The organism is Microbacterium sp. H37-C3 (assembly GCF_027157935.1).
Lineage (GTDB): Bacteria > Actinomycetota > Actinomycetes > Actinomycetales > Microbacteriaceae > Microbacterium > Microbacterium plantarum.
Genome location: NZ_JAPVLR010000006.1, coordinates 31,623 through 53,710, shown reverse-complemented (window position 1 = coordinate 53,710; position 22,088 = coordinate 31,623). Strand labels below are relative to the sequence as shown.

24 protein-coding genes are annotated in these 22,088 nt (G+C 65.8%); 9 read left to right on the top strand and 15 right to left on the bottom strand.

The genetic code is table 11. The features are described from left to right. Window positions 1-44: 44 nt before the first annotated feature. Window positions 45-788 carry an SOS response-associated peptidase gene (locus O1W71_RS14590; RefSeq protein WP_269268555.1) on the top strand — a complete coding sequence of 248 codons (744 nt, stop codon included), beginning with the start codon at window positions 45-47 and terminating at the stop codon, window positions 786-788. A 259-nt stretch (window positions 789-1,047) separates the two neighbouring features. On the opposite strand, the gene O1W71_RS14585 is transcribed toward O1W71_RS14590, so the two are convergent. The 5 genes from O1W71_RS14585 to O1W71_RS14565 form a co-directional block, all read right to left on the bottom strand. Then, entirely contained in the window at window positions 1,048-1,380 is a 333-nt protein-coding gene (locus tag O1W71_RS14585) for a hypothetical protein (RefSeq protein WP_269268554.1), read from the bottom strand. Then, entirely contained in the window at window positions 1,377-2,036 is a 660-nt protein-coding gene (locus tag O1W71_RS14580; protein WP_242085693.1) for a ParA family protein, read from the bottom strand. The genes O1W71_RS14585 and O1W71_RS14580 overlap by 4 nt, the downstream gene beginning before the upstream one ends. Before the next feature lie 13 nt (window positions 2,037-2,049). Further along, window positions 2,050-2,868 (bottom strand): hypothetical protein, encoded by an 819-nt coding sequence (locus tag O1W71_RS14575; RefSeq protein WP_242085691.1) that lies wholly within the window; start codon window positions 2,866-2,868, stop codon window positions 2,050-2,052. Then, window positions 2,861-4,510: a hypothetical protein gene (locus O1W71_RS14570; protein WP_269268553.1), complete on the bottom strand. Its 1,650-nt coding sequence runs from the start codon at window positions 4,508-4,510 to the stop codon at window positions 2,861-2,863. Before O1W71_RS14570 ends, O1W71_RS14575 begins: the two co-directional genes overlap by 8 nt. A 77-nt stretch (window positions 4,511-4,587) precedes the next feature. Next, complete coding sequence (locus tag O1W71_RS14565) at window positions 4,588-4,821, bottom strand: hypothetical protein (RefSeq protein ID WP_242085687.1); 234 nt, start codon at window positions 4,819-4,821, stop codon at window positions 4,588-4,590. A gap of 177 nt (window positions 4,822-4,998) precedes the next feature. Between O1W71_RS14565 and O1W71_RS14560 the strand changes: the two genes are divergently transcribed. After that, window positions 4,999-5,529, top strand: coding sequence for a helix-turn-helix transcriptional regulator (locus O1W71_RS14560; protein WP_269268551.1), 531 nt, complete (start codon window positions 4,999-5,001; stop codon window positions 5,527-5,529). Window positions 5,530-5,675: 146 nt separating this feature from the next. Then, window positions 5,676-6,155 (top strand): hypothetical protein, encoded by a 480-nt coding sequence (locus O1W71_RS14555; RefSeq protein WP_269268550.1) that lies wholly within the window; start codon window positions 5,676-5,678, stop codon window positions 6,153-6,155. Here O1W71_RS14555 and O1W71_RS14550 read toward each other — a convergent pair. After that, entirely contained in the window at window positions 6,152-6,631 is a 480-nt protein-coding gene (locus tag O1W71_RS14550) for a hypothetical protein (RefSeq protein WP_269268549.1), read from the bottom strand. The two genes, O1W71_RS14555 and O1W71_RS14550, sit on opposite strands and share 4 nt — an antisense overlap. A 51-nt stretch (window positions 6,632-6,682) precedes the next feature. Here O1W71_RS14550 and O1W71_RS14545 point away from each other — a divergent pair, with 51 nt between their 5' ends. Together O1W71_RS14545 and O1W71_RS14540 are read left to right on the top strand one after the other, a co-directional pair. Then, window positions 6,683-7,219, top strand: a complete 537-nt coding sequence (locus O1W71_RS14545; RefSeq protein ID WP_269268548.1) for a hypothetical protein — start codon at window positions 6,683-6,685, stop codon at window positions 7,217-7,219. Window positions 7,220-7,265: 46 nt separating this feature from the next. After that, entirely contained in the window at window positions 7,266-8,963 is a 1,698-nt protein-coding gene (locus O1W71_RS14540; protein WP_269268547.1) for a helicase HerA domain-containing protein, read from the top strand. Between the two features lie 10 nt (window positions 8,964-8,973). Here the strand turns inward: O1W71_RS14540 and dprA are convergent, their stop codons facing one another. The 3 genes from dprA to O1W71_RS14525 form a co-directional block, all read right to left on the bottom strand. Next, window positions 8,974-10,083 (bottom strand): DNA-processing protein DprA, encoded by a 1,110-nt coding sequence (dprA, locus tag O1W71_RS14535; RefSeq protein WP_269268546.1) that lies wholly within the window; start codon window positions 10,081-10,083, stop codon window positions 8,974-8,976. A 71-nt stretch (window positions 10,084-10,154) separates the two neighbouring features. Further along, window positions 10,155-10,295, bottom strand: coding sequence for a hypothetical protein (locus O1W71_RS14530; protein ID WP_269268545.1), 141 nt, complete (start codon window positions 10,293-10,295; stop codon window positions 10,155-10,157). 71 nt (window positions 10,296-10,366) lie between these two features. Further along, window positions 10,367-10,843, bottom strand: coding sequence for a hypothetical protein (locus tag O1W71_RS14525; protein ID WP_269268544.1), 477 nt, complete (start codon window positions 10,841-10,843; stop codon window positions 10,367-10,369). A gap of 431 nt (window positions 10,844-11,274) precedes the next feature. Between O1W71_RS14525 and O1W71_RS14520 the strand changes: the two genes are divergently transcribed. Both O1W71_RS14520 and O1W71_RS14515 read left to right on the top strand, forming a co-directional pair. Continuing rightward, window positions 11,275-12,249: an alcohol dehydrogenase catalytic domain-containing protein gene (locus O1W71_RS14520; protein ID WP_269268543.1), complete on the top strand. Its 975-nt coding sequence runs from the start codon at window positions 11,275-11,277 to the stop codon at window positions 12,247-12,249. A 13-nt stretch (window positions 12,250-12,262) separates the two neighbouring features. Next, window positions 12,263-13,678 (top strand): aldehyde dehydrogenase family protein, encoded by a 1,416-nt coding sequence (locus O1W71_RS14515; RefSeq protein ID WP_269268542.1) that lies wholly within the window; start codon window positions 12,263-12,265, stop codon window positions 13,676-13,678. A gap of 505 nt (window positions 13,679-14,183) precedes the next feature. Here O1W71_RS14515 and O1W71_RS14510 read toward each other — a convergent pair. After that, window positions 14,184-14,939 carry an IclR family transcriptional regulator gene (locus tag O1W71_RS14510; protein WP_269268541.1) on the bottom strand — a complete coding sequence of 252 codons (756 nt, stop codon included), beginning with the start codon at window positions 14,937-14,939 and terminating at the stop codon, window positions 14,184-14,186. A gap of 250 nt (window positions 14,940-15,189) precedes the next feature. Between O1W71_RS14510 and O1W71_RS14505 the strand changes: the two genes are divergently transcribed. Both O1W71_RS14505 and dgoD read left to right on the top strand, forming a co-directional pair. Next, window positions 15,190-15,858, top strand: a complete 669-nt coding sequence (locus O1W71_RS14505; RefSeq protein ID WP_269268539.1) for a bifunctional 4-hydroxy-2-oxoglutarate aldolase/2-dehydro-3-deoxy-phosphogluconate aldolase — start codon at window positions 15,190-15,192, stop codon at window positions 15,856-15,858. A 4-nt stretch (window positions 15,859-15,862) separates the two neighbouring features. After that, window positions 15,863-16,996, top strand: coding sequence for a galactonate dehydratase (dgoD, locus tag O1W71_RS14500; RefSeq protein WP_269268538.1), 1,134 nt, complete (start codon window positions 15,863-15,865; stop codon window positions 16,994-16,996). A 164-nt stretch (window positions 16,997-17,160) separates the two neighbouring features. Here the strand turns inward: dgoD and O1W71_RS14495 are convergent, their stop codons facing one another. Genes O1W71_RS14495 through O1W71_RS14475 form a run of 5 tightly spaced genes read right to left on the bottom strand, consistent with a single transcriptional unit; the run spans window position 17,161 to window position 22,062 of the window. After that, window positions 17,161-18,117 (bottom strand): sugar kinase, encoded by a 957-nt coding sequence (locus tag O1W71_RS14495; RefSeq protein WP_269268537.1) that lies wholly within the window; start codon window positions 18,115-18,117, stop codon window positions 17,161-17,163. Beyond that, on the bottom strand, window positions 18,101-18,745 hold the full coding sequence (gene eda / locus O1W71_RS14490; RefSeq protein ID WP_269268535.1) for a bifunctional 4-hydroxy-2-oxoglutarate aldolase/2-dehydro-3-deoxy-phosphogluconate aldolase: 645 nt from the start codon (window positions 18,743-18,745) through the stop codon (window positions 18,101-18,103). Before eda ends, O1W71_RS14495 begins: the two co-directional genes overlap by 17 nt. Continuing rightward, window positions 18,742-19,518: a 2-dehydro-3-deoxy-D-gluconate 5-dehydrogenase KduD gene (gene kduD / locus O1W71_RS14485; protein WP_269268533.1), complete on the bottom strand. Its 777-nt coding sequence runs from the start codon at window positions 19,516-19,518 to the stop codon at window positions 18,742-18,744. Before kduD ends, eda begins: the two co-directional genes overlap by 4 nt. Beyond that, window positions 19,515-20,561, bottom strand: a complete 1,047-nt coding sequence (locus O1W71_RS14480; RefSeq protein WP_269268531.1) for a zinc-dependent alcohol dehydrogenase — start codon at window positions 20,559-20,561, stop codon at window positions 19,515-19,517. The genes kduD and O1W71_RS14480 overlap by 4 nt, the downstream gene beginning before the upstream one ends. A gap of 7 nt (window positions 20,562-20,568) precedes the next feature. Then, window positions 20,569-22,062, bottom strand: a complete 1,494-nt coding sequence (locus O1W71_RS14475; protein WP_269268529.1) for an aldehyde dehydrogenase family protein — start codon at window positions 22,060-22,062, stop codon at window positions 20,569-20,571. Between the last annotated feature and the right edge of the window lie 26 nt (window positions 22,063-22,088).

Sequence of the window (22,088 nt, the reverse complement as noted above, 5' to 3'; positions counted from 1 at the left end):
ACACGCACCAGCGAGCGTGTATCGGCGGGGGATACCCTCGCAGCATGTGCGGCAGATTCGCCCTGAGCTCGACGACGAACGAGTTGATCACCGCCTTCGTCGCCGCCGGCGGCCGCGCAGAGGACTGGCGGCCCACCTACTCGATCGCCCCGACCACCTCGGCGCCGATCGTGCGCATCGCCTCGAGCGAGCAGGACAGGAAGCAGCGCGAGCTCACGCTCGCGCGATGGGACTGGCCCAAGCCGCCCAACCGGCCAGCGGGCGGCCCGATCATCAACGCGCGTATCGAGAAGCTCACAAGCCGGTTCTGGGTGGGCGCGTTCTCCCACAGCCGATGCCTCGTGCCCATGGCCCCCGGCTACATCGAGTGGACCGGGGCCGCCGGCGACAAGCAGCCCCACCTGATCACCGGTGACGGCTTGCTGGCGGCAGCCGGCCTCACCTGGACGACGGAGATCTCCAACGCTCGCGCTCGCGTGTTCGTCGTCGTCACCCGAGAAGCGCGAGACGCCTCCGGCGAAGTCCACGACCGCATGCCGGCGTTCGTCACACCAGACCTGTGGGAGGCCTGGCTCGATCCCACCCCGCTCACCGTCGACGGCGACACGCGCGCCTCCGCCAGCAACCGTGACGAGCTGCTCGCACTCCTCGAGCACAGCTCAGAGTCCGTCGCCCGAACGATGCGAACGCACCTCGTGGACCGACGACTGAACAACAGTCGCACCGTAGACAAGCACGACCCGAGCATCCTCGACCCAATCGCCACCGAAGACGTGAAACCTGCTTGAAAAATGCAAGCAGGCTCCACCCCCGAACCGAGCACCTATCGTGCAGTGAACGTGCACCTGGGGGAGAGGGCCTGTTGGTCTGAGCCTCCGCATCTCTCCCGCGCCATAGCGCGGATCGACGCTGCGGCTCAGCCTAACACGGGCGGCCAAACCTGCAAGCAAAATACACGCAAATTGCAAGCAGATTTCGATACGAAACTATGCGCGAGTGTCGCGGGATGAGCGCTGCGGAGAGGGGGGTGCAGGCGCGTCGTGAAGGTCAGCGACGACGTCGGCTAGACCCGTAGTAGTGGCGGATCGCGGCGGTGACGGCGTCGTCCTTGGTCAGACGAACCCCGCTCTGCGCGGCCTCTTCGCGAGCGTTGTCGATCAGCTCGAGCACATCAGGCGGCAGCCGGAACGTGGCCGCCTTCTTGTCCACCTTCTTGACGTTGTACGGGCCCCGGGGCTTCCCCTGCCTGGACGGCTTCGATGCAGTCGGGGTGGTCTCCGTCTCCTCGTCGGGGACGGCCTCCAACGACCGGGGTGCGGTCTCGGGCTTACTGAACGCGGCGCTCCAGTCCGTCTTCGTCTTCGACCTGGGCTGTGTCATCGCGAGCCTCCCGTCAGGATCTCGTCGAGCACTTCCGGGTAGACGCCGAGGTTGGTCGGCGCCGTGCCGAAGGCCTGCGAGTAGAGCAGCTGGAAGGGCACGTTGACGTCGAGCACGTGCAGCCCTTCAACGTCGCCCTCCATTTGCTTGAGCTGCTCCCACGCCTCCCGGAAGCTAATGGTGTTCGGCTTGGTGCGAGTGAACAGAATCGACAGCTCGATCGGCTTGATGCTCGCGACCTCGGCCGCGGCCTGCAGAGTCGGTGTCAACCGAGTCGCCTCAGACGGGGTCGCGCCGATCGGCATCAGCAGCTGGTCGGTGACCATCAGCGCCTGCCGCAGCGTCGTGGAGTCGTTGCCGGTATCGATGATCAGGTGACCGTCGGGCCACATCTCCCGGACCCGCTTGCCAAGCAGCTGGGAAGGCAGGTAGACGACGTTCACCTCGGCGGGCCAGACCTCGCCGGCGTACTCCGACCACTCGAAGCTGGTGCCGTTCGCTCGGTCCGCGTCGACGAGCAGGACCCGCTGGCCGGTGCGCTGCACCAAGGCCAACGCGAGCATGATCGACGTCGTCGACCGCGCGACCCCTCCCTTGAGGTTTCCCACCGTCAACCGGAGCGGGTTCTCCAAGGGCGTCTTCTTCTCAGTCATCATGTCTCGTTCCTCGTCACGACCTGCGGCGGCCGCGTCGTTGTCCTTGCTCGAGGCGGGCCTTCTGTGCGGCGCGCGCTTCCTCGGCAGGGCTCAGAGCCCTGCCTCTGCGGGGCCGCCCCTGTGCCTTGAACGTCTCGTATTCGGGTGTCTTGGCGTCCGAGAACACGGTCAGCGTCACCCCGGTGATCGGCTCCTTCGAGACGTCCAGGTTCAGATACCGGTTCTTCGACTCGCCCCGCATCCACTCCAGTGCGCTGCCGCCGGCTTCGTTCACACGCTGCAGCATGGTGGAGGCGTTGTACGTGTTGACCTCCATCACCCGCCCGTTCGCGAAGGTCAAAGTCGCCCGGACCTTCTTCTGGTTCTCCTTCGCCTGCCCCTTCGCTGCGTTACGGATCTGCTTGACGATCTCCGCATCCGCCAGCGCTCGCCCCTTCGCGGTCTTCCCCTTAGGCAGCCGAAGCTCCACCTGACGGCCGCCCTCCGCCATGTAGGTCGTCGAGGCCTGCATCGCGCCACCCTGGCGCGCAGCGGTGTACGTGCCGCCCGGATCCTCGGGAACGACCGTCTTCGCCTTCGCGCCGGCCTTCGCACGCACCGGAACCAGACCACCGGACTTCAGTCGTCGACGGGGAGGGACGCTTGACGCGCGGCCGGTCGTCGCGAGCTCCTCGAGCGTCGACCGGTACAACGCCCCGCTGGTCTCACCGTTGAGGATCTTCCGGACCATCCTGGGGGAGCGGTGCAGTTCCGCGGCGATCTCCGACGTCGATACCCCGCGGCCGCGAAGGAAGCGCACCAGATCCTGAGCCGAACGCTGCTCGTCAGCCACCGGCCATCACCTCGTCCCGTTCGAGCGCAGCCTCGATACCGGCCTTCTCCGCTCGCGACCGGAGCGACAGACGCTGCTGGATTCGCTCAGGGGTGAGGAAGGATCCACCACCGAGGTAGCCCTGAAGGCGAAGACGCCCGGTCTTGCCGTCGTCCCCACCGCCGTTGGCGACCGGCAGCGACCAACCCGGAAGGGTACTGGTGTAGATGGCGTCACCCTGGATGCCGAGCAGTGTTGTCGGGTCGACGGCGAGAGCGCCGGCCGTGTGCAATCCGAGCGCACTGGGCCCATCGAGAACACGAGCTCGCGCTCGACCCCACACCTGCGCGGCGAGCTCCGGGTGATAGAACGACTCGGTGCGGGCGTTGCGTTCGCTGGGCACGTGGTAGACGAACAGCTTGCCCTGGCGCTGCATCCGAGCCTGATATTGCGCCGGCACCTCGAGGGCGCTTGTAGCGACACGGGTCTGATCCCGCCCCGAGGAGGCGAACGCACCCACACTGTGAAGGACGATCGCGCGGAGCGCGGCCATCACAGCGCGACGGAGCATCGGGTGCATGTCGGGGTGCTCATTGACCCGGTCTCGGGCCCGCATGATCCGCTCGAAGAAGGTGTCGAGAGGCCGGGCCTTCCGGAAGACGATCGCCTCCTGCGGATCCACGACCCATCCCGCGGAGCGGGCTACCTGGATCTCGGCGGCATCGGCCCAGGTCTCTCCGCGAGCTCCCGGCCGGTTGGGGTAGTACCACCCGTCCTCGACCCGCTGGTGTCGAACCCCGAGGATCCCGACATGGTTCCACGTCGTGGGAATCTGGAAACGGACGTAGAACCGGGCCCGTGCGTAGGGATCCTCTTCCATCAGCTGGTAGGCGGCGGCGCGGTTCAGTCGGCGCGCGGGCCCGATACCGAGCTCACGACCCAGCGCCGCGTACATGAAGCGGCCATCGACGTACGCGAACTCATTGATCTTCTTCTGCTTGACTGGGTCGACGAGCGGGACACAGTCCTCGTGAGCAGAGGCATCAGGGCCGGCGACGAGATGCTCGATGTGGTGTTGGCCGCTGGTCGCGTGGATCTCCTCAGCGATGTCGGACGAGACCGGCACAGGGTTGACGTTCTTGGGGAGCGAGAGCGCCCAGAGATTGGTGCCAGTGGCGGCGGGGGAGTTGAACATCCGCGCCCGCTCGTCGGCGGCCTTCAGAATCGCGGCGGTCGTATCCCAGGCACTGCGGGCCTGGGCGGGGGAGAGTGGGATATCCCCGAACCATTCCTCGGCCGTGCGCACCTCAATCTTGAAGCCGGTGGTCTCGTGCTCGAAGCGCCCAGTGGGAGGTCCGTTGTTGATCCAGTGTGTGCCGGACTTCCATCGAGGTGTCTGCACGTACAGCCAGTGGCGGACGCCAGGCTCAGGCTCGGGTCGCTTCCCGGTCAGCATGATCCGGTTGGCGCCGAAGCTGGCAGCTGTATCGAGAAGATCGGTCAGGTTCGGGTTCTTGCGTCGGTCGCCGATGACCGGACGCACAGAGGCGCCGTCCTGGGTCACTCCCTGGCCGGTTGTGTGGTCGACCCAGATCGTGGGAACGTCTTTCGGCACCCAGGGCTTCGGGCGGTAGTCGTACTCCTCCATACCCGTCACCTCCATGACCTTATATTAGTAAAAGAATATTGCAATTTGCAAGCAGATTTCACGACTCTCGCGGGCTGCTCATCGAGGCGAGGTCAGGATGCCTTCGCCTCGAGCATCAGAGCCCGTGCTCGGAAAGCTTTCTGGGTCTTGCGCAGACCGGTCTCTGTCATACCAAGCAGCTGAGCGACTTCTCGGTACGTCATGCCGGCGGCTCGCGCCTCCTCTACGAGACGACCACGCTTCTCAAGCAGCTCGTCCGTGCGGGCGATCTCTTCTCCGACCGCAGCGATCTGCCGGCGGATGATCTCAACGTTCTCGTTCGACATAGAACCATGTTACGGAACCAGGATGCGCAACTAGGTGACTGTCCAGGCGTGTCTGCGAAGTGATTCTGCTGAGAGGCGTCTACGGCGCGTGGTTACATTCATGAAAGGGGCGGCGATCGCTCCGCCAACCAACCAGACCACAGGAGAGTCAATGGGTGACGGCAAAGCGGTGTGGCGATGAGTCAGCAACACGGTGGATCCTCCCGGCGGATCAGCAGCGACGACATCGCCAAGAAGATGGGCGTCTCTCTGAATACCGTCTACGTCTACCGGAGCAACGACCGCTCGAAGCTCCCCGGACCGGCGAGGTTCCCCGATCCTGTCGGCTATGACGGGCGCACAGTGTTGTTCGATGAGGCCGAGATCGACGCCTACATCGAGGCTCGCTCGCGAAGATCCGGGACGGCAGGCCGGCCACCCCGCACCGCACAGACAGACGGCAGCAGGGATGCCACATTCGCCGCACGCCTTCGCCAGGCCGTGGCAGCGGGCGCAGGCGAACCCGACGTATCCACCCTGCGCGGACTCGCCTCTCAGCTGTCGCTGAACACCGTCACTCTCGGTGAACGTCTTCGGGGGCGAACGGCTTGGAGGCCCGAAGAACTCGCTGCGATCGAGCATCTGCTCTCCATCTCCACCTCAGACGCGAACGAGCATGTAGAGGTGATGCGCGCGCAGCGCCGCGCCGCACGGAGATCCAAAGAATGACACCTTCCCCGTTGCCCGAACCGCCCGCCGGCATCCGGCGCGCCACGGCTCGAGATCTGTTCCGACAGTCCGGATGGGTGCTGCGGTCTCTTCTCTGGCAGAGGGCGTTCACCTCCAGCACGACAGCTGGCCAGAGAGTCTTCTCGATGCTCCTTCTTCTTCTCGGGGTCGCGTTCGTCGGAGTGGGGGTGAAGTACGGTCCGGTCATCTTCGCCGCGGCCGCCGCGTGCGTCGCCGTGGCGCTGCTCCTGGTGGCGCTGCTGCTCAGGACGCGTGGTGGGCAGTCGCACCGCCTCACTTACGTACTCGAGGACGGCACCTCGACCATGACGATCCACGCCACCAGCGAGTACTGGACTATCACCGATCACAACCGGGCACCCCGAGCCAAGGGTGCGGGGGAGAGGCTCCAGAAGCTGCTGCTGGCATCCGCGGCCGCGGCCGCCGACTCCGTCGACGTCGGGATCAGGCTCACCGCCTCCGCGCCCGTCCTGGCCGCTGAGTACGCAGAGCGGCTACCCGGGCTGATAGAGGTAGGGCCCGCTTTCCCGTACGGCATCGCGATGTACCGTCCCAGCCTCAGCCAGCGCAAGAAGCTGGCTGCATCCGAGAGTATCGACGGCTAGGAACCCGCTGCTAAGACCTGCAGCCCTGACCGGATGACCCCGACTGCGGTGAGAAGCGAGTCCGGGGTGCGTCGCAGCTGCTCAACCTTGGACATCAGCTCTTGGACGGCCTCGTGTGGAACGAGGGATTGCTGAACAGGATCACGCAGCGACACCGGGATCTCCGCGAGCATCCACACAGGGCCATCGAATGTGTAGCCACGTTGACCCGGGAACTTCCGCAGCACCGCGTACACCTCGTCGTGCAGAACGGAGATGCGCCACTCAGACTCCCCGAAGTCCTCTGCGAGCCGGAAGCCGTCCGAGACATCCCAACCGCCCAGATCTCCGGTCACCCCGTTGGCGGCTTCACGACGGGGATCTTCTGCGAGGAACACGAAGGGGTTGGCGTAGGTCACCACGCCATCGGGGGCGGCAGACGCGTATCGAGGGATCGACATGCCGACCATCATCGCACCCGGCAGCGTCGCGCTCATTTGGTATCCTCGTGCATTACTAACCTTCCAATGATCGAGCGGAGAGCAGGAATGGTTTCAGAGCTGACGATCCCGCTGGAGGACGTCGTCCGCCCAGAGTTCGTGACCTACATGCAGGCAGCGAAGATGATCGGCGTCCGGCACGACACGGTCCGCGTGTACCAGACACGCTCCCGCGCCCTAGAGGCCAAGGGAAACCCGTCCGGCGTCCCTCTGTTTCCCAAGCCCATGCGCATCGAGGGGTTCCGGGGCACCGCAGTGTTCCACCGGGCCGAGATCGAGGCCTACATCGCCGCGCAGCAGAACCGAGAGCCCAAGACAGTGGGAAGGCCTGCGCGAAACACCGTGGGACGCCTCGACTGGGATACCAGCAAGAAGGTAAGCGGCCTGGTGCAGACGCAGCTCACGAAGAAGTCGATGAGCGCGTTCGAGGCAGCGCGTTCGGTCGGCGTCGGCGCCGGCCCCTTCCGTGCTCGGCTGCTAGGGGAAGTCCGCTGGCGCGACGAGGAAGTTCAAGCCCTCGAGAAACTCCTCGGGGTGAAGCTGCTCAAGAAGCCGCGGGCGGTGAAGGAGAAGACGACGCCATGACCGAATCGAACCGCTCTCAGCGATCGCTGGACCCCCGCGTGCAGCAATGACTGGGTTGCGCGTCGCCGAGGATGTCTACCTGCCCCTCGACATCATCACGAGCTCCAACGGCATCCTCGCCAAGAAGGGTGCCGGCAAGACGAGCGCTGCAGTGGTTCTCCTCGAGGAGATGCACCAGGTGGGCGTGCCGGTCATCGTCGTCGACCCGAAGGGCGACTGGTACGGCGTGCGCACGTCAGCGGACGGCCGCTCACCCGGTCTCCCCATCCCGATTCTCGGCGGACGGCATGGCGACATCCCTCTCGACGCGACTGCCGGCGAGCTCGTCGCCGATCTCCTCGTCGACCGCCAGCTGTCCGCCATCCTCGACGTGAGCGAGTTCACCAAGGCCGAGCAGCGCCGCTTCCTCCGGGCCTTCGGCGATCGCTTCTACCGCCGCGCCGACCGCACTCCGACCCACTTCATCCTCGAGGAATGCCACGAGTACCTTCCGCAGCAGGTCCGCGGTGAGAACGCGGCGCTCGTCGAGACATGGCAGCGCATCGTCAAGCAGGGCCGCTTCAAAGGCCTCGGCGTCACGATGGCATCCCAACGCAGCGCCGCCGTCAACAAGGACGTCCTCACCCAGATCGACAACCTGTTCGTGCTGCGCACCACCGCACCCCAGGACCGCGACGCCATCAAGGCATGGATCGACATCCACGCCGACTCAAAGACGATCCTCGCCGAACTCCCCACGCTGCAGACAGGCGAGTGCTGGCTCTGGCAGCCCGAGCGCGGCGAGCCGATCAAGTTCCGGTTCCGACGCCGGCACACCTTCGACGCCGGCACCACCCCGCAGGTAGGGGAGCATCTCTCCATCCCTGCACGCACGACTCTCGCCGACGTCGACCTTGCCGCGCTCGCGACCGCGCTCGCGCCAACTCGCACCACCGGAGATGACCTCGTTGCTCAGCTGCGTGACGAGCTCACCCGCCTTCGCCGCGAGCTCGCCGTGGCGAAGAACGCACCACCTCGGGAGAAGGTCGTTGAGCGCATCGTGGAGATCCCGGCTTCCGTAGATCCCAAGATCGTCGACGGTCTGCGCCACGTGCTCGCCGAACTCGCCGCCGTGGTTCATTCTCTGGCCGAGCCTCAACCCGCACAGACTGCTCCGGCAGCCCCCGAGGCCGTATCGCATCGGCACCCCGAGGAGCCCGCGCAGCCGTCTGCGGTTGACCCCGCAGCGTCGGCTGGTTCCACGACCAAACTGCGCAGCGGCGCCCATCGCATGGTCGTCGCACTCGCGCAGATGGCGCCGCTTCGCCTCACCAAGAGCCAATGGGGGACCGTCTCACATCTCAAGACCTCCGGCGGCACCTGGTCGACCTACCTGTCGGACATCCGACGCGCAGGATTCGTTGACGAGAACTCCGCCGGCTACACCCTCACCGACGCGGGCTTCGATTACCTCGGTGCACGCCCTGCCCCTCTCACACCCAGCGAGCTCCAGGACCATTACCGCGGCATTCTGCGCCGCGGCGCAGCCACCATGCTCGACGCGCTCATCGACGCCTATCCCGATCCACTCAGTCGTGAAGCCCTCGGCGCGGCCGCGGAGATCTCCACCTCCGGCGGCACCTTCTCGACCTACCTATCCGACCTCACCCGCAACGGCTTGGCTCGCAAGACTGACGGCGGAGTCATCGCCACAGAGATCCTCATCCACGGCCCCGAGCTCGAGCAGCTCACTCCCGGTCGCTAGGCGCCTGATGTCACTCGACTACTGGGAAGAAGCTCTCAAGCAACGCGCGGAAGGGGACACCCTGTGCGGCTTGGCGGTCACCACGGACGACATCGGACGGAAGGCCGATCTCGCCGATCTCGCCTCTCGCCACTACGCGATCGCCGCACGGTTCGAAGAACTCCACTTCCATCAGCTGACCGGGGAGCAACCACAGTAGCGGTCGGCTCACGCGGGCCTCACCCCACTCTGTGATGAGGCTTGCCCCGTGCTCACGGATCAGGTGGTGGCACCCGGTTGATGATGCGCTCGTAACAGGTCCGGGGACAGCGCCGAGCGTCCTGCCCAGCGTCGCCGCGGTGGTCGCGGTGGTCAGAGCGCCGGAACGGTATCCCGCCTCGACGACGATGGTCGCGGCCGATGATGCCGCGATGAGGCGATTGCGGCCGAGGAAACGCCAGCGTGTCGGTGTTGCCCCGGGCGGCATTTCGCTCGCGACTGCGCCCCCGCGTTCGACGATGTGCTCGATCAGGTCGCGGTGTCCCGCCGGGTAGGGGCGGTCTGTGCCGCCGGCCAACCAGGCGACAGTGACCCCGCCAGCGCTCAGCGCGCCGCGGTGCGATGCCCCGTCGATTCCATAGGCGGCGCCGCTGATGATCGTCACGCCGCTGTTGACCAGGTGCTCGCTGAGATTGTGAGCGACCGTGTCTCCGTAAGAGGTGCTCGCCCGGGCACCCACCATGGCGACGCTGCTGCTGATCGGTCCCGTGAGAGCGTCGGCGTCTCCTCGGAGCCAGATCAGGTGTGGTGCCTGAGCGCCGAGATCAGACAGCCCCGGGATCTGGGATGGGGCTATCAGTTGGATGCCGCCCCGGGCAGCGTCGGTGAGGGCGTGATCCACTGCGGAGGATTGGAGCCTCGGGAGCCAGCGTCGGATCGCGGCGGACGCTTCGGTGTGGTCGGCAACGGCGCCGACCTCGATCAACGATTGGATGGCGGACTTCGGGTTCTCCAGCTCAGTGAGAGCGGCCGAGTGACCCAGGGCGGCCGTGAAGGCGACGGCGACTGTGTCTGCGGGCTCGGTGATGGCGGACCAGGCGGCGCGCGACTCGGTGTCGGTGTCGGTGAGGAGGGTGCTCATCTGGATGTCCTCTCGGAGTGGTGGAGGTTGGAAGCTGGGTGCGGGGGAGTGGGCACCCCGCATCCAGCGGGTCAGTGGCGCAGGTCCGCCCAGTCACGCCCGAACGAACCGTCGAACAGGTCGGCGAGCGGATCGTAGGACTCAGGATCGAAGCTGATGCCGTACTGCTCGGCGTAGTGCTGGCTCATCGTGTCCTGCGTAGTGGTGGCCATCTTAGCTCCTTGTTAGTATCCCTGACAGTTACAGTATAGCGGTTGACGCCGACATCGAGAAGTGGGATCGATCAGCAGATCTCGAAGCCGCCCGAGGCGCGGGCGAACTTCGCGAACTCGGCGACGTTCGCGACATCGAAGACATAGGACGCTGCCCACGGTTCGCGGTCGCCGAGGCCGTCGCAGCCGTTGCACCATCCGCGCGCGGTGAAGCCCATCTGGACGCCGATGTCGTCTGAGCGGGTTCCTGTCCCGGCACACAGTTGGCACGTCTCGCGTGGCAGGGCTGCGATCTGGACGCTGCGTTCCGCCTCGTAGAGAGCCACGGCGCCGTTGTTGAGATCCTCGGTGAGCGCGTCGGCAAGCGCCGCGGCGTCATCAGCGTCGAGCCCGTCTCCGTCGTTGGTGTGCCACAGGGTGCAGGCCGCGGCGAGATCGGGGTGGGCGTGGGTGATGTATTCCGCGAGCGGATGCCACCACCAGACCGAGTTGCGGAAGTACTCACCCTCGGTTGAGGCCGGTGCTTTGCCGTAGATGTCCATCCCCATGGTGGTTGCTCCTTTGTTGGTGTGTTTCCCTGACAGTTACAAACTAGTAGGGGGGTCGGACATTGAGGGGACGTGCGGGGTTTGCGTGCGTGGTCTTGTCTGGTGTGAATTGTGCTTGCTGTTTGCAAGCATGTTTCGGGTGAATGTTGCTTGCATTGTGCAAGCACATTTCGTGGGCGCGTGTCGGTGGGGACTGGTAGTTTGTAACTGTCAGGGATGCGAGTTAGGGGAGTGGTGGGGATGGGTGGTTCGGGTCGGTTCGGGGTTCGGGGTCGGGGGATCGGTGCGGGGGAGTTGCTGGGTCGGCTGGCGGCGGCGGAGCGTCGGGAGCGGTTCGAGGCGTTGCCGGAGGTGCGGGCGGAGCGTGAGGCGTTCCGGGTGGGGGTGCGGCGGGCGCAGTTGGAGGGTCGGATCGCGCGGGCACCTTCGAAGTGACGCGAGTTCCCCAGCCGGCACCAGGTCCTGAAGAACTTCTGATCCGCGTAGAAGCGGCGGGGCTGTGTCACACCGACCTCGATATTCTCGCGGGCCGCTACCCGGCCGAGTTTCCGCGGATCCCTGGGCACGAGTTCGCAGGAACTGTGGTGGACGCCGATTCCAGCTACCGGGGCTACATCGGGGCGCGCGTCGCGGTCGACCCGCTCATCGCATGCCACCAGTGCCGCAACTGCACCAGCGGATACCAGAACCTGTGCACCGCAGGGCAGGCTTACGGCGCTGAACGAGACGGCGGATTCGCTGAATACGCCGTCGTCCGCCAAGAGAACGCGCACAACATCGGCGGCCTGAGCATGCCTGTCGCAGCCCTCGCCGAGCCCTTCGCGTGCGCCGTGAACGCGCTCGAACGCGCGCGGCTCGCCCCCGGAATGAAAGCAGCGATCATCGGCGCGGGTCCGATGGGAATGATTCTCTCCATCGCACTTCGCGGGTGGGACGTGCACGACGTCACCTTCGCGGACCGCATACCCGAACGACTCGAGCGTGCCCGCAGCTTCGGCGCAACTCGCACCGCGATCGTGGATAGATCCATCACAGACGTGTTTCCCACAGCGGACTTCGACCTCGTGATCGACGCCACAGGAAGACCCGAGGTCGTCCAGGATGCGATCCGCCTTCTCGCCGATGGCGGCACGCTCATCCCATTCGGAGTCTGCCCACCCGGAAGCCAGATCAACCTGGATCCGTTCGAGGTCTACCGCAGGCAGTTGCGCATCATCGGATCGTTCAGCCTGAACCGCGGCATCCCCGAGGCCCTCCGGATCCTTCAGCGCAGCGACCTTCCGCTGCAGGAGCTGATCACCACGCGATTTGCGCTCGATGCGGGCGCCGAAGCCCTCGCCGCCATCGGTGGCGCAGACACCATCAAGATCCAATTCGACCCAACCATCGCCCCTGCTGCTCAATGAGGAAGGCAACACCATGACCCACAACATCTACGTCAACGGAAAGTGGACCCCATCCGGCTCCACCGAACTCATCGACGTCATCAACCCCGCCACCGAGCAGGTCATCGGATCCGTCCCGGCGGGCACCGTTGACGATGTCGCAGCCGCCGCAGCCGCAGCCAAGCGCGCTTTCGACGGCTGGGCCTCGCTCACCCCGCAGGAGCGGGGTGACTGGATCGACAAGCTCGCCGACGGCCTCCACGCGCGCCGAGAAGAGATCGCCCGGACGGTCTCCTCCGAGATTGGAATGCCCTACTCACACTCGATCGAATGGCAGTCTGACCTCCCGATCCGCAACTTCCGCTTCTATGCCAGCTACGTTCGCGACTACGCGTACGACGCTGGCTATGTGAAGCACTCCATGGTCGTCAAGGAGCCCGTCGGCGTGGTGGGCTGCATCACTCCGTGGAACTACCCTCTGCACCAGATCGCGCTCAAGGTCGCCCCAGCCCTCGCTGCCGGTTGCACGGTCGTTCTCAAGCCCAGCGAAGTCGCCCCACTCGCCGCCTACATCCTCGCCGAGGTCTGCGACGAGATCGGACTGCCCGCCGGCGTCTTCAACCTCGTCTCCGGACACGGCATCCCCGTCGGTGAGGCGATCGCCACCTCCCCTGACATCGACATGGTCTCGTTCACCGGATCCACTGCGGCAGGCGTGCGCGTTAGCGAACTCGCCGCACCGACCGTGAAGAAGGTGGCTCTCGAACTCGGAGGCAAGTCGGCAAACATCATCCTCGACGACGCCAACCTGGAAGAAGCGGTCGTAGCCGGCGTCGCCAACTGCTACTTCAACGCCGGCCAGACCTGCACCGCGCTCACCCGCATGCTCGTCCCCGCCAGCGTCCTCCCGCAGGTTGAAGAGATCGCAAAGCGTGCGGCGGATGGATTCGTGTACGGCGACCCATTCGCCGACGAAACACAGCTCGGTCCCGTCGTGAACTCGCGTCAACTGCAGCGCGTTGAGGAGCTCATCGCCAAGGGCGTGGAGGAAGGAGCCACGCTCGTCACCGGGGGTGGCACGCGACCCACCGACAAGGGCTACTTCGTCGAACCCACCGTCTTCTCGGGAGTCACCAGCGACATGACCATCAATAAGATCGAGATCTTCGGCCCCGTGCTCTCGATCGTTCCCTACGCCAACGAAGACGAGGCAGTGGATCTCGCCAACGAGAGTGAGTTCGGCCTCGCAGGCGGCGTCTGGTCCGGCGACGAAGAGCGCGCCATCAAGGTCGCACGACGCCTTCGTACCGGGCAGGTCTCCGTCAACGGTGGAGGATTCAACAACGAGGCACCGTTCGGAGGCTACAAGAAGTCCGGCATCGGTCGCGAAGCCGGTGCCGCGGGCTTCGAAGAGTACCTCGAGGTTAAGTCCATCCACCGCGCTGGCTGAATCGTCTCGCACCGCGGAGTCCGCCGGGAACGGGCGGTGCCCGACTCCGCGGCGTCATGCGAATGAGTTGCCGGTGAGCGATTCGTGCCGCGCAAGGGCGTGCCTCGCGGTGGGAGGCAAGAGAAGTCACGCGCCAGGCCCGGGGTGAGATCGCTGCTCGAAGCCAGCGGCTGCTGGGCGTTAGCTACACCCTTGATTCCGAACGGCCACGAAGGTGCCAGCGGGGCGTGCGGGCGTGTTCTGAAGAACGCCCGCGATGACGACTGGGACCTCGACTGCAGACGGCGGTTCCCGCTCGAGAACGCCTTCATCGACTCGGTCCAGCGTGGGCGGGGGGAGCCGCCTATCCAGAAATGGCTGGGGCGAGGAGATCGAATCCGGTGCGCGAAACTCAATGGGGCGGGCGACTCCAACAGCTTGGGGCTGAGTTGACTGTCAGGCCGGAAGGCTCTCCGCGCTCGAAAGCAGCTGCCGCATGGCCGCGAATTCGCCCGCGATCAGCTCGTCAATGATGGGCTGACCCGCTCCAACCGAGCTCGCGGGAGATTGCGTCGCGTGCGCCTATCATGAGAGGCAGCAGTAGCTGCAAGTGATCGACCGAAGCGATGGCGCGGAGAGACGTGATCGATATCCCAGCGACGGCGTCGCCGTCCCTGTCGAACACCGGCACCGCGATGCAGTTGAGCCAATCCTCGTGCTCCCCGTCGTCGACCGCCCAGCCCCGACGTCGGATCAGCTCATACTCCCTCGACAGCTGTTCATCGCTCGTGATAGTTGTGGGTGTGTAGCGCTTGTACTCGAGCTTCCTCATCGCGAGCACGCGTGTGCCGTCCGGGGCGAAGGCCATGAGTGCTTTGGCCACGGCTGCGGTATGCAGTTGCGCCTTGGCGCCGATGCGCGAACGCATTTCCACATGCCCACCGCCGTCAAACTTGTCGATGTAGATGACGTCTGTCTCTACTCGCTCCGCGAGGTGGAGGGTGTGGCCGACCGTTGTGCTGAGGCGTTGCAGATGTGGTCGGGCGACTTCTCGTACGCTGATTGCGTCCAATGACCTCTGTCCGATCGAGATGAGCTCGAATCCGGTGACCCATCGTCCTGAAGCCTCACGACGGGCGAAGCCCCGCAGCTCGAGAGTCTGAAGCAACCGAAGGACCGTGGAGCGGTGGACGCCCAACGCGCGTGCGAGCGCGCTCGGGGATTGAGGGCTCGCCGAAAGCCGTGAGATCACGTCGAGTGCGCGGTCTACCGAGCTCGCCATGTGTCCTCCGACGATCGGGCGCCACCTTGAACCGTGCGCGCTCAGTGCACGCTACACCGCGGTGTACGCGTGCAGGGTGCAGGCGCTGGGTCAGTGTCTTGCCTGTGTGACCTCTGGAATACCGGTTGCTCACTGCGCACCGTTGTGCGAAGGTGGGTGCTCGCAGGGAGTGCGTCTATCGCACTACCTGTTGCGCTATCTGCAACCACAACGAAGTGAGCGCACAGGGCGCGCTCCGCAGAGGAGAGACATGAAGAACGCGAATAACGGCGGGAGCGGTGAAGTGACCGGGATGACGGCCGAACGTGCCGACCGCATGTTCGATGATTGGTTCGCGCGATCACGGGTCATGTCCATCCTGCGGGGCTATGACGCCGAGACCACGGTGGCTCTTGCATCTCGCGCGTGGGACGTGGGGTTCGCGCTTGTCGAAGTCCCTCTCTCCAGTGGCATTGCGATAGCGACGCTCGCGGAGGCGGTGGAGGCGGGGCGCGGGCGAGGGCGCGTCGTCGGTGCAGGTACGGTGACCGATGCACATGCCGTCGACCTTGCGAGAGAGGCCGGAGCCGCGTTCACTGTGGCGCCAGGGTGGGATCCAGAAGTCGCAGAAGCAAGCCTCAGCGCGGGAATGCCACACCTTCCGGGCGTGATGACGCCGTCAGATGTCACCGCTGCGCGTGCTGCGGGACACCGTTGGCTCAAGCTCTTCCCCGCAAGCGTGCTCGGCCCATCGATGGTTCGCGCGATGCTCGGCCCGTTCCCGGACCTGCGCTTCGTGGCAACGGGCGGGGTGGACGCTGACAACGCGAGTGCATTCCTTGAAGCGGGAGCGTCGGCGGTGTCGCTGAGTGGTGCCACGCGAACCATATCCGCAGATCATGTGCGCGCTCTTTCCGGGCAGCCTCGAACGCGAAAGTAGGACCATGAAGATCACGGGAGTTCGAATCTTCCACGTTCGGCCGCGATGGACATTCGTCGCCGTCGATACCGATTGCGGGATCACGGGCTATGGCGAGCCAGTGGTCGAGGGCCAGTCCCTCGTCGTCGCCGAAGCGGTCCGCCACTTTGCCGACTACCTCATCGGCAAAGATCCGCGAATGATCGAACACCATTGGCAGGTCATGTACCGGGGCGGTTTCTATCGCGGCGGCGCCATCGGGGTCAGCGCGATAAGCGGGCTTGAGCACGCTCTGTGGGACATCAAAGGGAAGTTCTACAACGCCCCCGTGTATGAACTCCTGGGAGGGCGGGTTCGCGACCGGATCAGGATGTACGGTCACGGCCGTGGCGAGACGGATGCGGACTTTGCACAGGCGGCCCTCCGCGCGCAGGCGCAGGGGCTCACGGCCATCAAGATCGGGATCGACGGCCCGGCCCGCGCGCTCGAGTCCCAAGACTACGTCGAACGCCAGGTTCGGCGGCTGGCGGCGGTTCGTTCGGCGGTCGGCCCGGACTTCGACATCGCGATCGACATGCACGGCCGCACGTCGCCCGCCACGGCGAAGCAGCTCATCTCAGGGTTCGAGCCGTTCCACCCGCTGTGGGTAGAGGAGCCGTGCCTTCCTGAGAATGTCGATGCGCTCTGCGATATCGCAGCGACGACAAATGTTCCGATCGCGGCGGGCGAGCGAAGATTCACCAAGTGGGAGTTTCGCGAGCTCATCGACCGCCGCGCGATCTCGGTGGCACAACCCGACCTGTGTCACGCGGGAGGGATCTTCGAGTCGCGGAAGATCGCAGCGATGGCGGAGGCGCAGTACATCAGCGTCGCTCCTCACAATCCGCTCGGACCGATCTCGCTCGCCGCATGCGTGCAGCTTGACGCGTGCACTCCGAACTTCGTGATCCAGGAGCATCCATCGATGGATGATGGCAGCGATCTCGGCCACGGGCTGCTCGTCGAGCCTTTCGAGATCATCAACGGCTCCGTTGAACTCCCGACGGCTCCCGGGCTGGGAGTCCAACCCGACGAGGATCTGTTTGCGGAGCGCGCTTACCCCGGCGACTGGCGGACCCCGGTCTTCGTCCACGACGACGGGTCACACGGCGACTGGTAGCTCGCGCGAAACGAGGAGGAGGGCGCCCCGAGCACGGAACGCCCTCCTCTTCTTGGCGCGCTGGTTCAGCGTGAAAGCGATGCTGAACTCGTTGCTCGCACGGTCGAACACGATCATCGTGTTCTGTCCGCTGCGAGCGCTAAAGGCACCGTGCGCGCGGCAAGTCAGCGCGCGACGGGATCCGTCCGCGCAAGAGATGCCACGTCCGCGCGCGTCGGGAGTGATTCCCAATCGCCCGCCGCGGTGCAGGCGAACGCGCCTGCAGACGCACCCATCCGCAGACATGACTCAGAACTTGCCGAACGCACCCGCTCTGCGAGGTAGCCCGCCACGAATGCGTCGCCCGCGCCTACCGTGTCGATGACGTCCACCGGTACTGCGTCGACGTGAAACGCATTCCCGTCGATGTGAGCGTCAGCTCCCTCGGCGCCACGCTTGATGATGACCTCCGACGGACCGAGCGCAGCGAGGCCGTGTGCGAGAAGAAGCGCGCTCGTCTCTGATGTGTCGAGCGCCAGGGCGGCCTCTTCGACGCCGGCGAAGACGATGTCGCTCGACGCGATCAGCTCGCGATAAACAGGTCGCGCGAGACCGGCGTCCCAGAGACGAGAACGATGATTCACGTCGAAGGAGACCAGCACACCCGCTGCTCGCGCGCGTCGGATTGCGGCGAAGATCGCCTCCTTGGCGTCGCCTGACAGTGCCGGCGTGATGCCGGTCACGTGCAGAACGCGCGCATTCTCGATGATCCCTGCCGGGATGTCTCCGGGGGTGAGGCGACTGGCGGCGCTGCCGGATCGGTAGTACGAGACGGACGTCTGCGTCGACGAGCGGCGCTCCTTCACCATGAGCCCGGTCGGAGCATGAGCGTCGATGATCTCCACGACGCCGACGGACTCTGCCCGAAGCGTCCGCAGGATGCGCTCGCCAAAGGAGTCGGCGCCGACTCGGCCGAGCCAGGTCGCAGCGACTCCGAGGCGAGCCAACCCGATCGCCGTGTTCGACTCGGCCCCGCCGATGCTCACCCCGACCGTGTGCGCCAGGTCGAGGCGACCTGGCTGCAGCGAGTGCAGCAGACCCATCGTCTCGCCGATTGTGATGACTTTATGACTGCGCGTCATCGCACATCACCGCCTCCGCGGCGGCGCGGCTGAGGTGCTCGATGCGCCTCCAGTCTCGGGCCTCGACCGCATCCGGCGGAACCATCCAGCTGCCGCTGACCGCGAAGACCGCCTCGTGCCTCATGTATTGGGGTGCATTCTCTGCTGTCACACCCCCACTGGGCATGAACGAGATCTCGGGGAACGGCGCGGAGAGCGCCCGGATGGCGTCGAGCCCGCCGAGTGGCCCTGCCGGAAACAGCTTCACATGGGTGAGCCCGAGCGCGAGAGCTTCGAGCAGATCGCTTCCCGTGGCGACGCCGGGAATCACCGGAAGCGCCGCACTCTGGGCGGCTTCGACGATCTCGCGGGACAGGCCGGGAGCAACGAGGAATCGAGCACCTGCTTCCGCCACCGCAATCACGTCCGCAGCATTGCGCACCGTGCCGGCGCCGACGACGACATCGGTCCGGTCGCGCAACGCCGCGATCGCCTTAAGGCCCTCTGGTGTTCGTAGCGTGATCTCGATGGTCGAGATTCCGCCCGCGGTGAGAGCATCAGCGAGTGCCGTCGCGTGGGCGGCGTCCGTGAGCGTGACGACCGGAACGATCGGCGACGAGGGCAGGAGAGCGTGCAGGGGAATGCTCATCGGCCGAGCCATCCCCCGTCCACGGGGAGGGTGATCCCTGACACGTAGTCGGCGGCCGAGGAGGCGAGGAACACGGCGGCGCCCTTGAGGTCTTCCGGGCGGCCCCAACGTCCGGCCGGAATTCGCTCCAGGATGCTGCGCGAGCGATTCGGGTCGTCTTGGAGCGCTTGCGTGTTGTCGGTGGCGATGTACCCGGGAGCGATCGCATTGACGGTGACTCCCTTTGCCGTCCATTCGTTGGCCAGGGCACGGGTGAGGCCCGCGATGGCGGACTTGGATGCCGTGTAACCGGGAACGGTGATTCCTCCCTGGAAGCTGAGAAGGCTCGCGGTGAAGATCACCTTGCCGTGCCCGCGCTCGAGCATGTGGCGTCCGATCTCCTGCGTGAGCACGAACTGGCTGGAGAGGTTCACCTGCAGCACGTGGTCCCAGTCCTCGAGCGAGTGGTCGGCGGCGGGTGCCCGTCTGATCGTGCCCGCGTTGTTGATGAGGATGTCGACCGGCCCCGTTGTGGTCACGTCGCGAGCGAAATCGATCACAGCAGCCCTGTCGGAGAAGTCGACGGCGTGCGCGCTGAAGGTGCGACCCGTTGCTTCGACCGCGCGACGCGCGGGGCTGTCGCCGGGCGTCAAGGTCGCCGATACGCCGACGATGTCAGCGCCCGCTTCGGCCAGACCCTGAGCGATCGCCAACCCGATGCCGCGAGCGGAGCCAGTAACGACGGCCCGCTTGCCCGTCAGATCGAATGCGCCTAGAGGATCGAACACAGTCATGCAGCATCCCCGGCCTGTACATCGACGAGGATCTTCATCGCTCCGCCTGACTGCAGCTTCTCGAAAGCCGCCTGTGTCTGGCCGAGAGGGAGAACGTCCGTGATCATGGTCTCGTGAGGGATGGATCCCTCCGTGAGCAGATCGACGGCGCGCTCGAAGTCCCGGCGCTGGTAGACGCGCGCGCCGAGGATTCGCAGCTCGCGCCAGAACACGCGCTGAAGGTCCAGCGGTCGCGGGTCGGGGTGGATGGCAACCACGACAATGGTTCCACGCACCTTCGCGAGAGAGGTCGCCCCGAGCACGGCGGCAGGCGCGCCGGACACCTCGAACACGACGTCGGCGCCCGCGCCCTCCGTCCACGCTTCCACCGTCGCCTGCTGATCCTCGGCTCGGGGATCGATGACGTCGAATCCCAGTTCTCGCGCAACCTGTGACCGCGCGGCATCCAACTCGATGACGCGGACGTCCGCTCCTTCGACGCGCGCGACCGAGGCGATGAGGAGGCCGATGGGACCTCCCCCGATGACGACCACTTTGTCGCCGGCCACCACCTCGCCGCGCCGCACATCATGGACGGCGACCGCGACAGGCTCGGCAAGTGCCGCAATCTGCAGGTCGAGGTCGTCGGGCAGCCGTACGAGCGTCGACGCCGGAACATTCCACCGGCCCTGAAGGGCGCCGGGGGAGTCGATCCCGATGAAGTCGAGGTTCTGGCAGATGTGCTGATTGCCTGCTCGGCACGCGGGGCACGTGCCATCCCAGGCGAGGGGCATCACGGTGATGCGGTCGCCCACTTTCCAGTCCGTGACGTCGGGCCCCACCTCGACGACCGAGCCGCTCATCTCGTGACCGATGACGGCCGGCATCGTCACGCGTGCATCCATGTGGCCGTGCAGGATATGAAGGTCGGTGCCGCACAGGCCGACGTAAGCCACTTCTACCTGCACCTCTCCGGAGGCGGGAGCCGATGCGGGGGCATCGATGCTGGTCATCTGCCCGCTGCCGGTGTACGCCGATGCCGGCACCGTCGATGTTGCGCTCATCGCCGCCTCACTCGCCATACTCGGGGCCGTAGCCGACGTAGGCCGTCTTCCGCCGCACATAGCGCTCGTAGCCGTGCACGCCATCGTCGCCGCCGAGTCCGGAGTCCTTCCACCCCGTATGGAATCCCTGGGGACGTTCGGGGCCGGCCTTGTTGACGTAGATCTCACCGAAATCGAGGTCGTCCAGAGCCCGCATCACGGTGTGGAGGTTGCGGCTGTAGACGTACGCCGACAGGCCGTACGGCGTGGCGTTGGCGCGTGCCACCACCTCGTCGTAGCTGGCGAATGTGGTCAGCGAGAGCACCGGCCCGAAGACCTCGCTGCGTGCGATGTCCATCTCGGCCGTCACGCCAGTCAGCAGGGTGGGGGCGAACCAGTTTCCGGTCGCGAACTCTTCGCCCTCGGGACGCCCGCCGCCCATCTCCAGGGTTGCGCCCTGCTCGACAGCCCTGTCGACCATGGACTTGACCTTGTTCCACTCGCGGTCGGCGACGAGAGGTCCGAGTGCCGAGGACGGATCGAAGGGGTCCTTGGGCTCGACGGCACGCAGGTGAGCGCGCACGCGTTCGAGGAACTCGTCGCGCACGTCTTCGTGCACATAAGTGATCTCATTGCAGGTGCAGACCTGACCGGCGTTCCAGAGACGAGCATCCACGGCATCCTTCGCTGCCCGATCGAGATCTGCATCCGGGAACACGATGAAGGGAGCTTTGCCCCCGAGCTCCAGCGAGACCGGAATGAGCTTCTCGGCAGCCTGGCGCATGATCTCGCGTCCGCCGCGGGTCGAGCCCGTCATCGTGATCATTCCGACGTCGGGGTGATCCACGAGGGCGGCTCCGGTCTGCCGTCCCGGGCCGCATACAACGCTCACCAGACCGTCCGGCACGCCGGCGCGCCGGCATAGCTCGGCCAGGGCCATCGCCGACAGGGGTGTGAACTCACTGGGCTTGACCACTATCGCGTTGCCGGCCATCAACGCGGGCGCCACCTTCCGCGCGAAGATCGCGGCCGGGAAGTTCCAGGGAAGGATCGCACCGACCACGCCAATGGGAACCTCACGCACTGTCAGCTGTTCGCCGGACTCGGTGGCGAGCACCTCACCGATCTCTCGGTACTGCTGGCTGATGGCGAACTCGAAGAAGTTCTGCGCTCCGCCGATCTCGCCAACGGCATCGCGGAAGGGCTTGCCCTGCTCGACGGCGACGATTCGGCCGATCTCTTCCGCGTGCTCGCCGAGAAGCGCGTGGATGTTGCGGAGCACCTGCGCGCGCTGAGTGTGACTGCGTCGGCCCCATTCGCGCTGCGCCTGCACGGCGAGCGAGACTGCCTCCGCGACGAGTTCGGCGGAAGCCGACGGGACATCCGCGACGTGCTCGCCGGTGGCGGGGTTGACCACGGGGAGCGGATCGCCGCTGCCCTCCGTTCGCCGCGCACCGCCGATGACGTGGCCAGGCTCGGTGCCGAGCAGGCTGTCAGCTGTGAAGATCGATCGCACGTCCACGCGAGTTCCTTCCTCGGCGTCGCAGG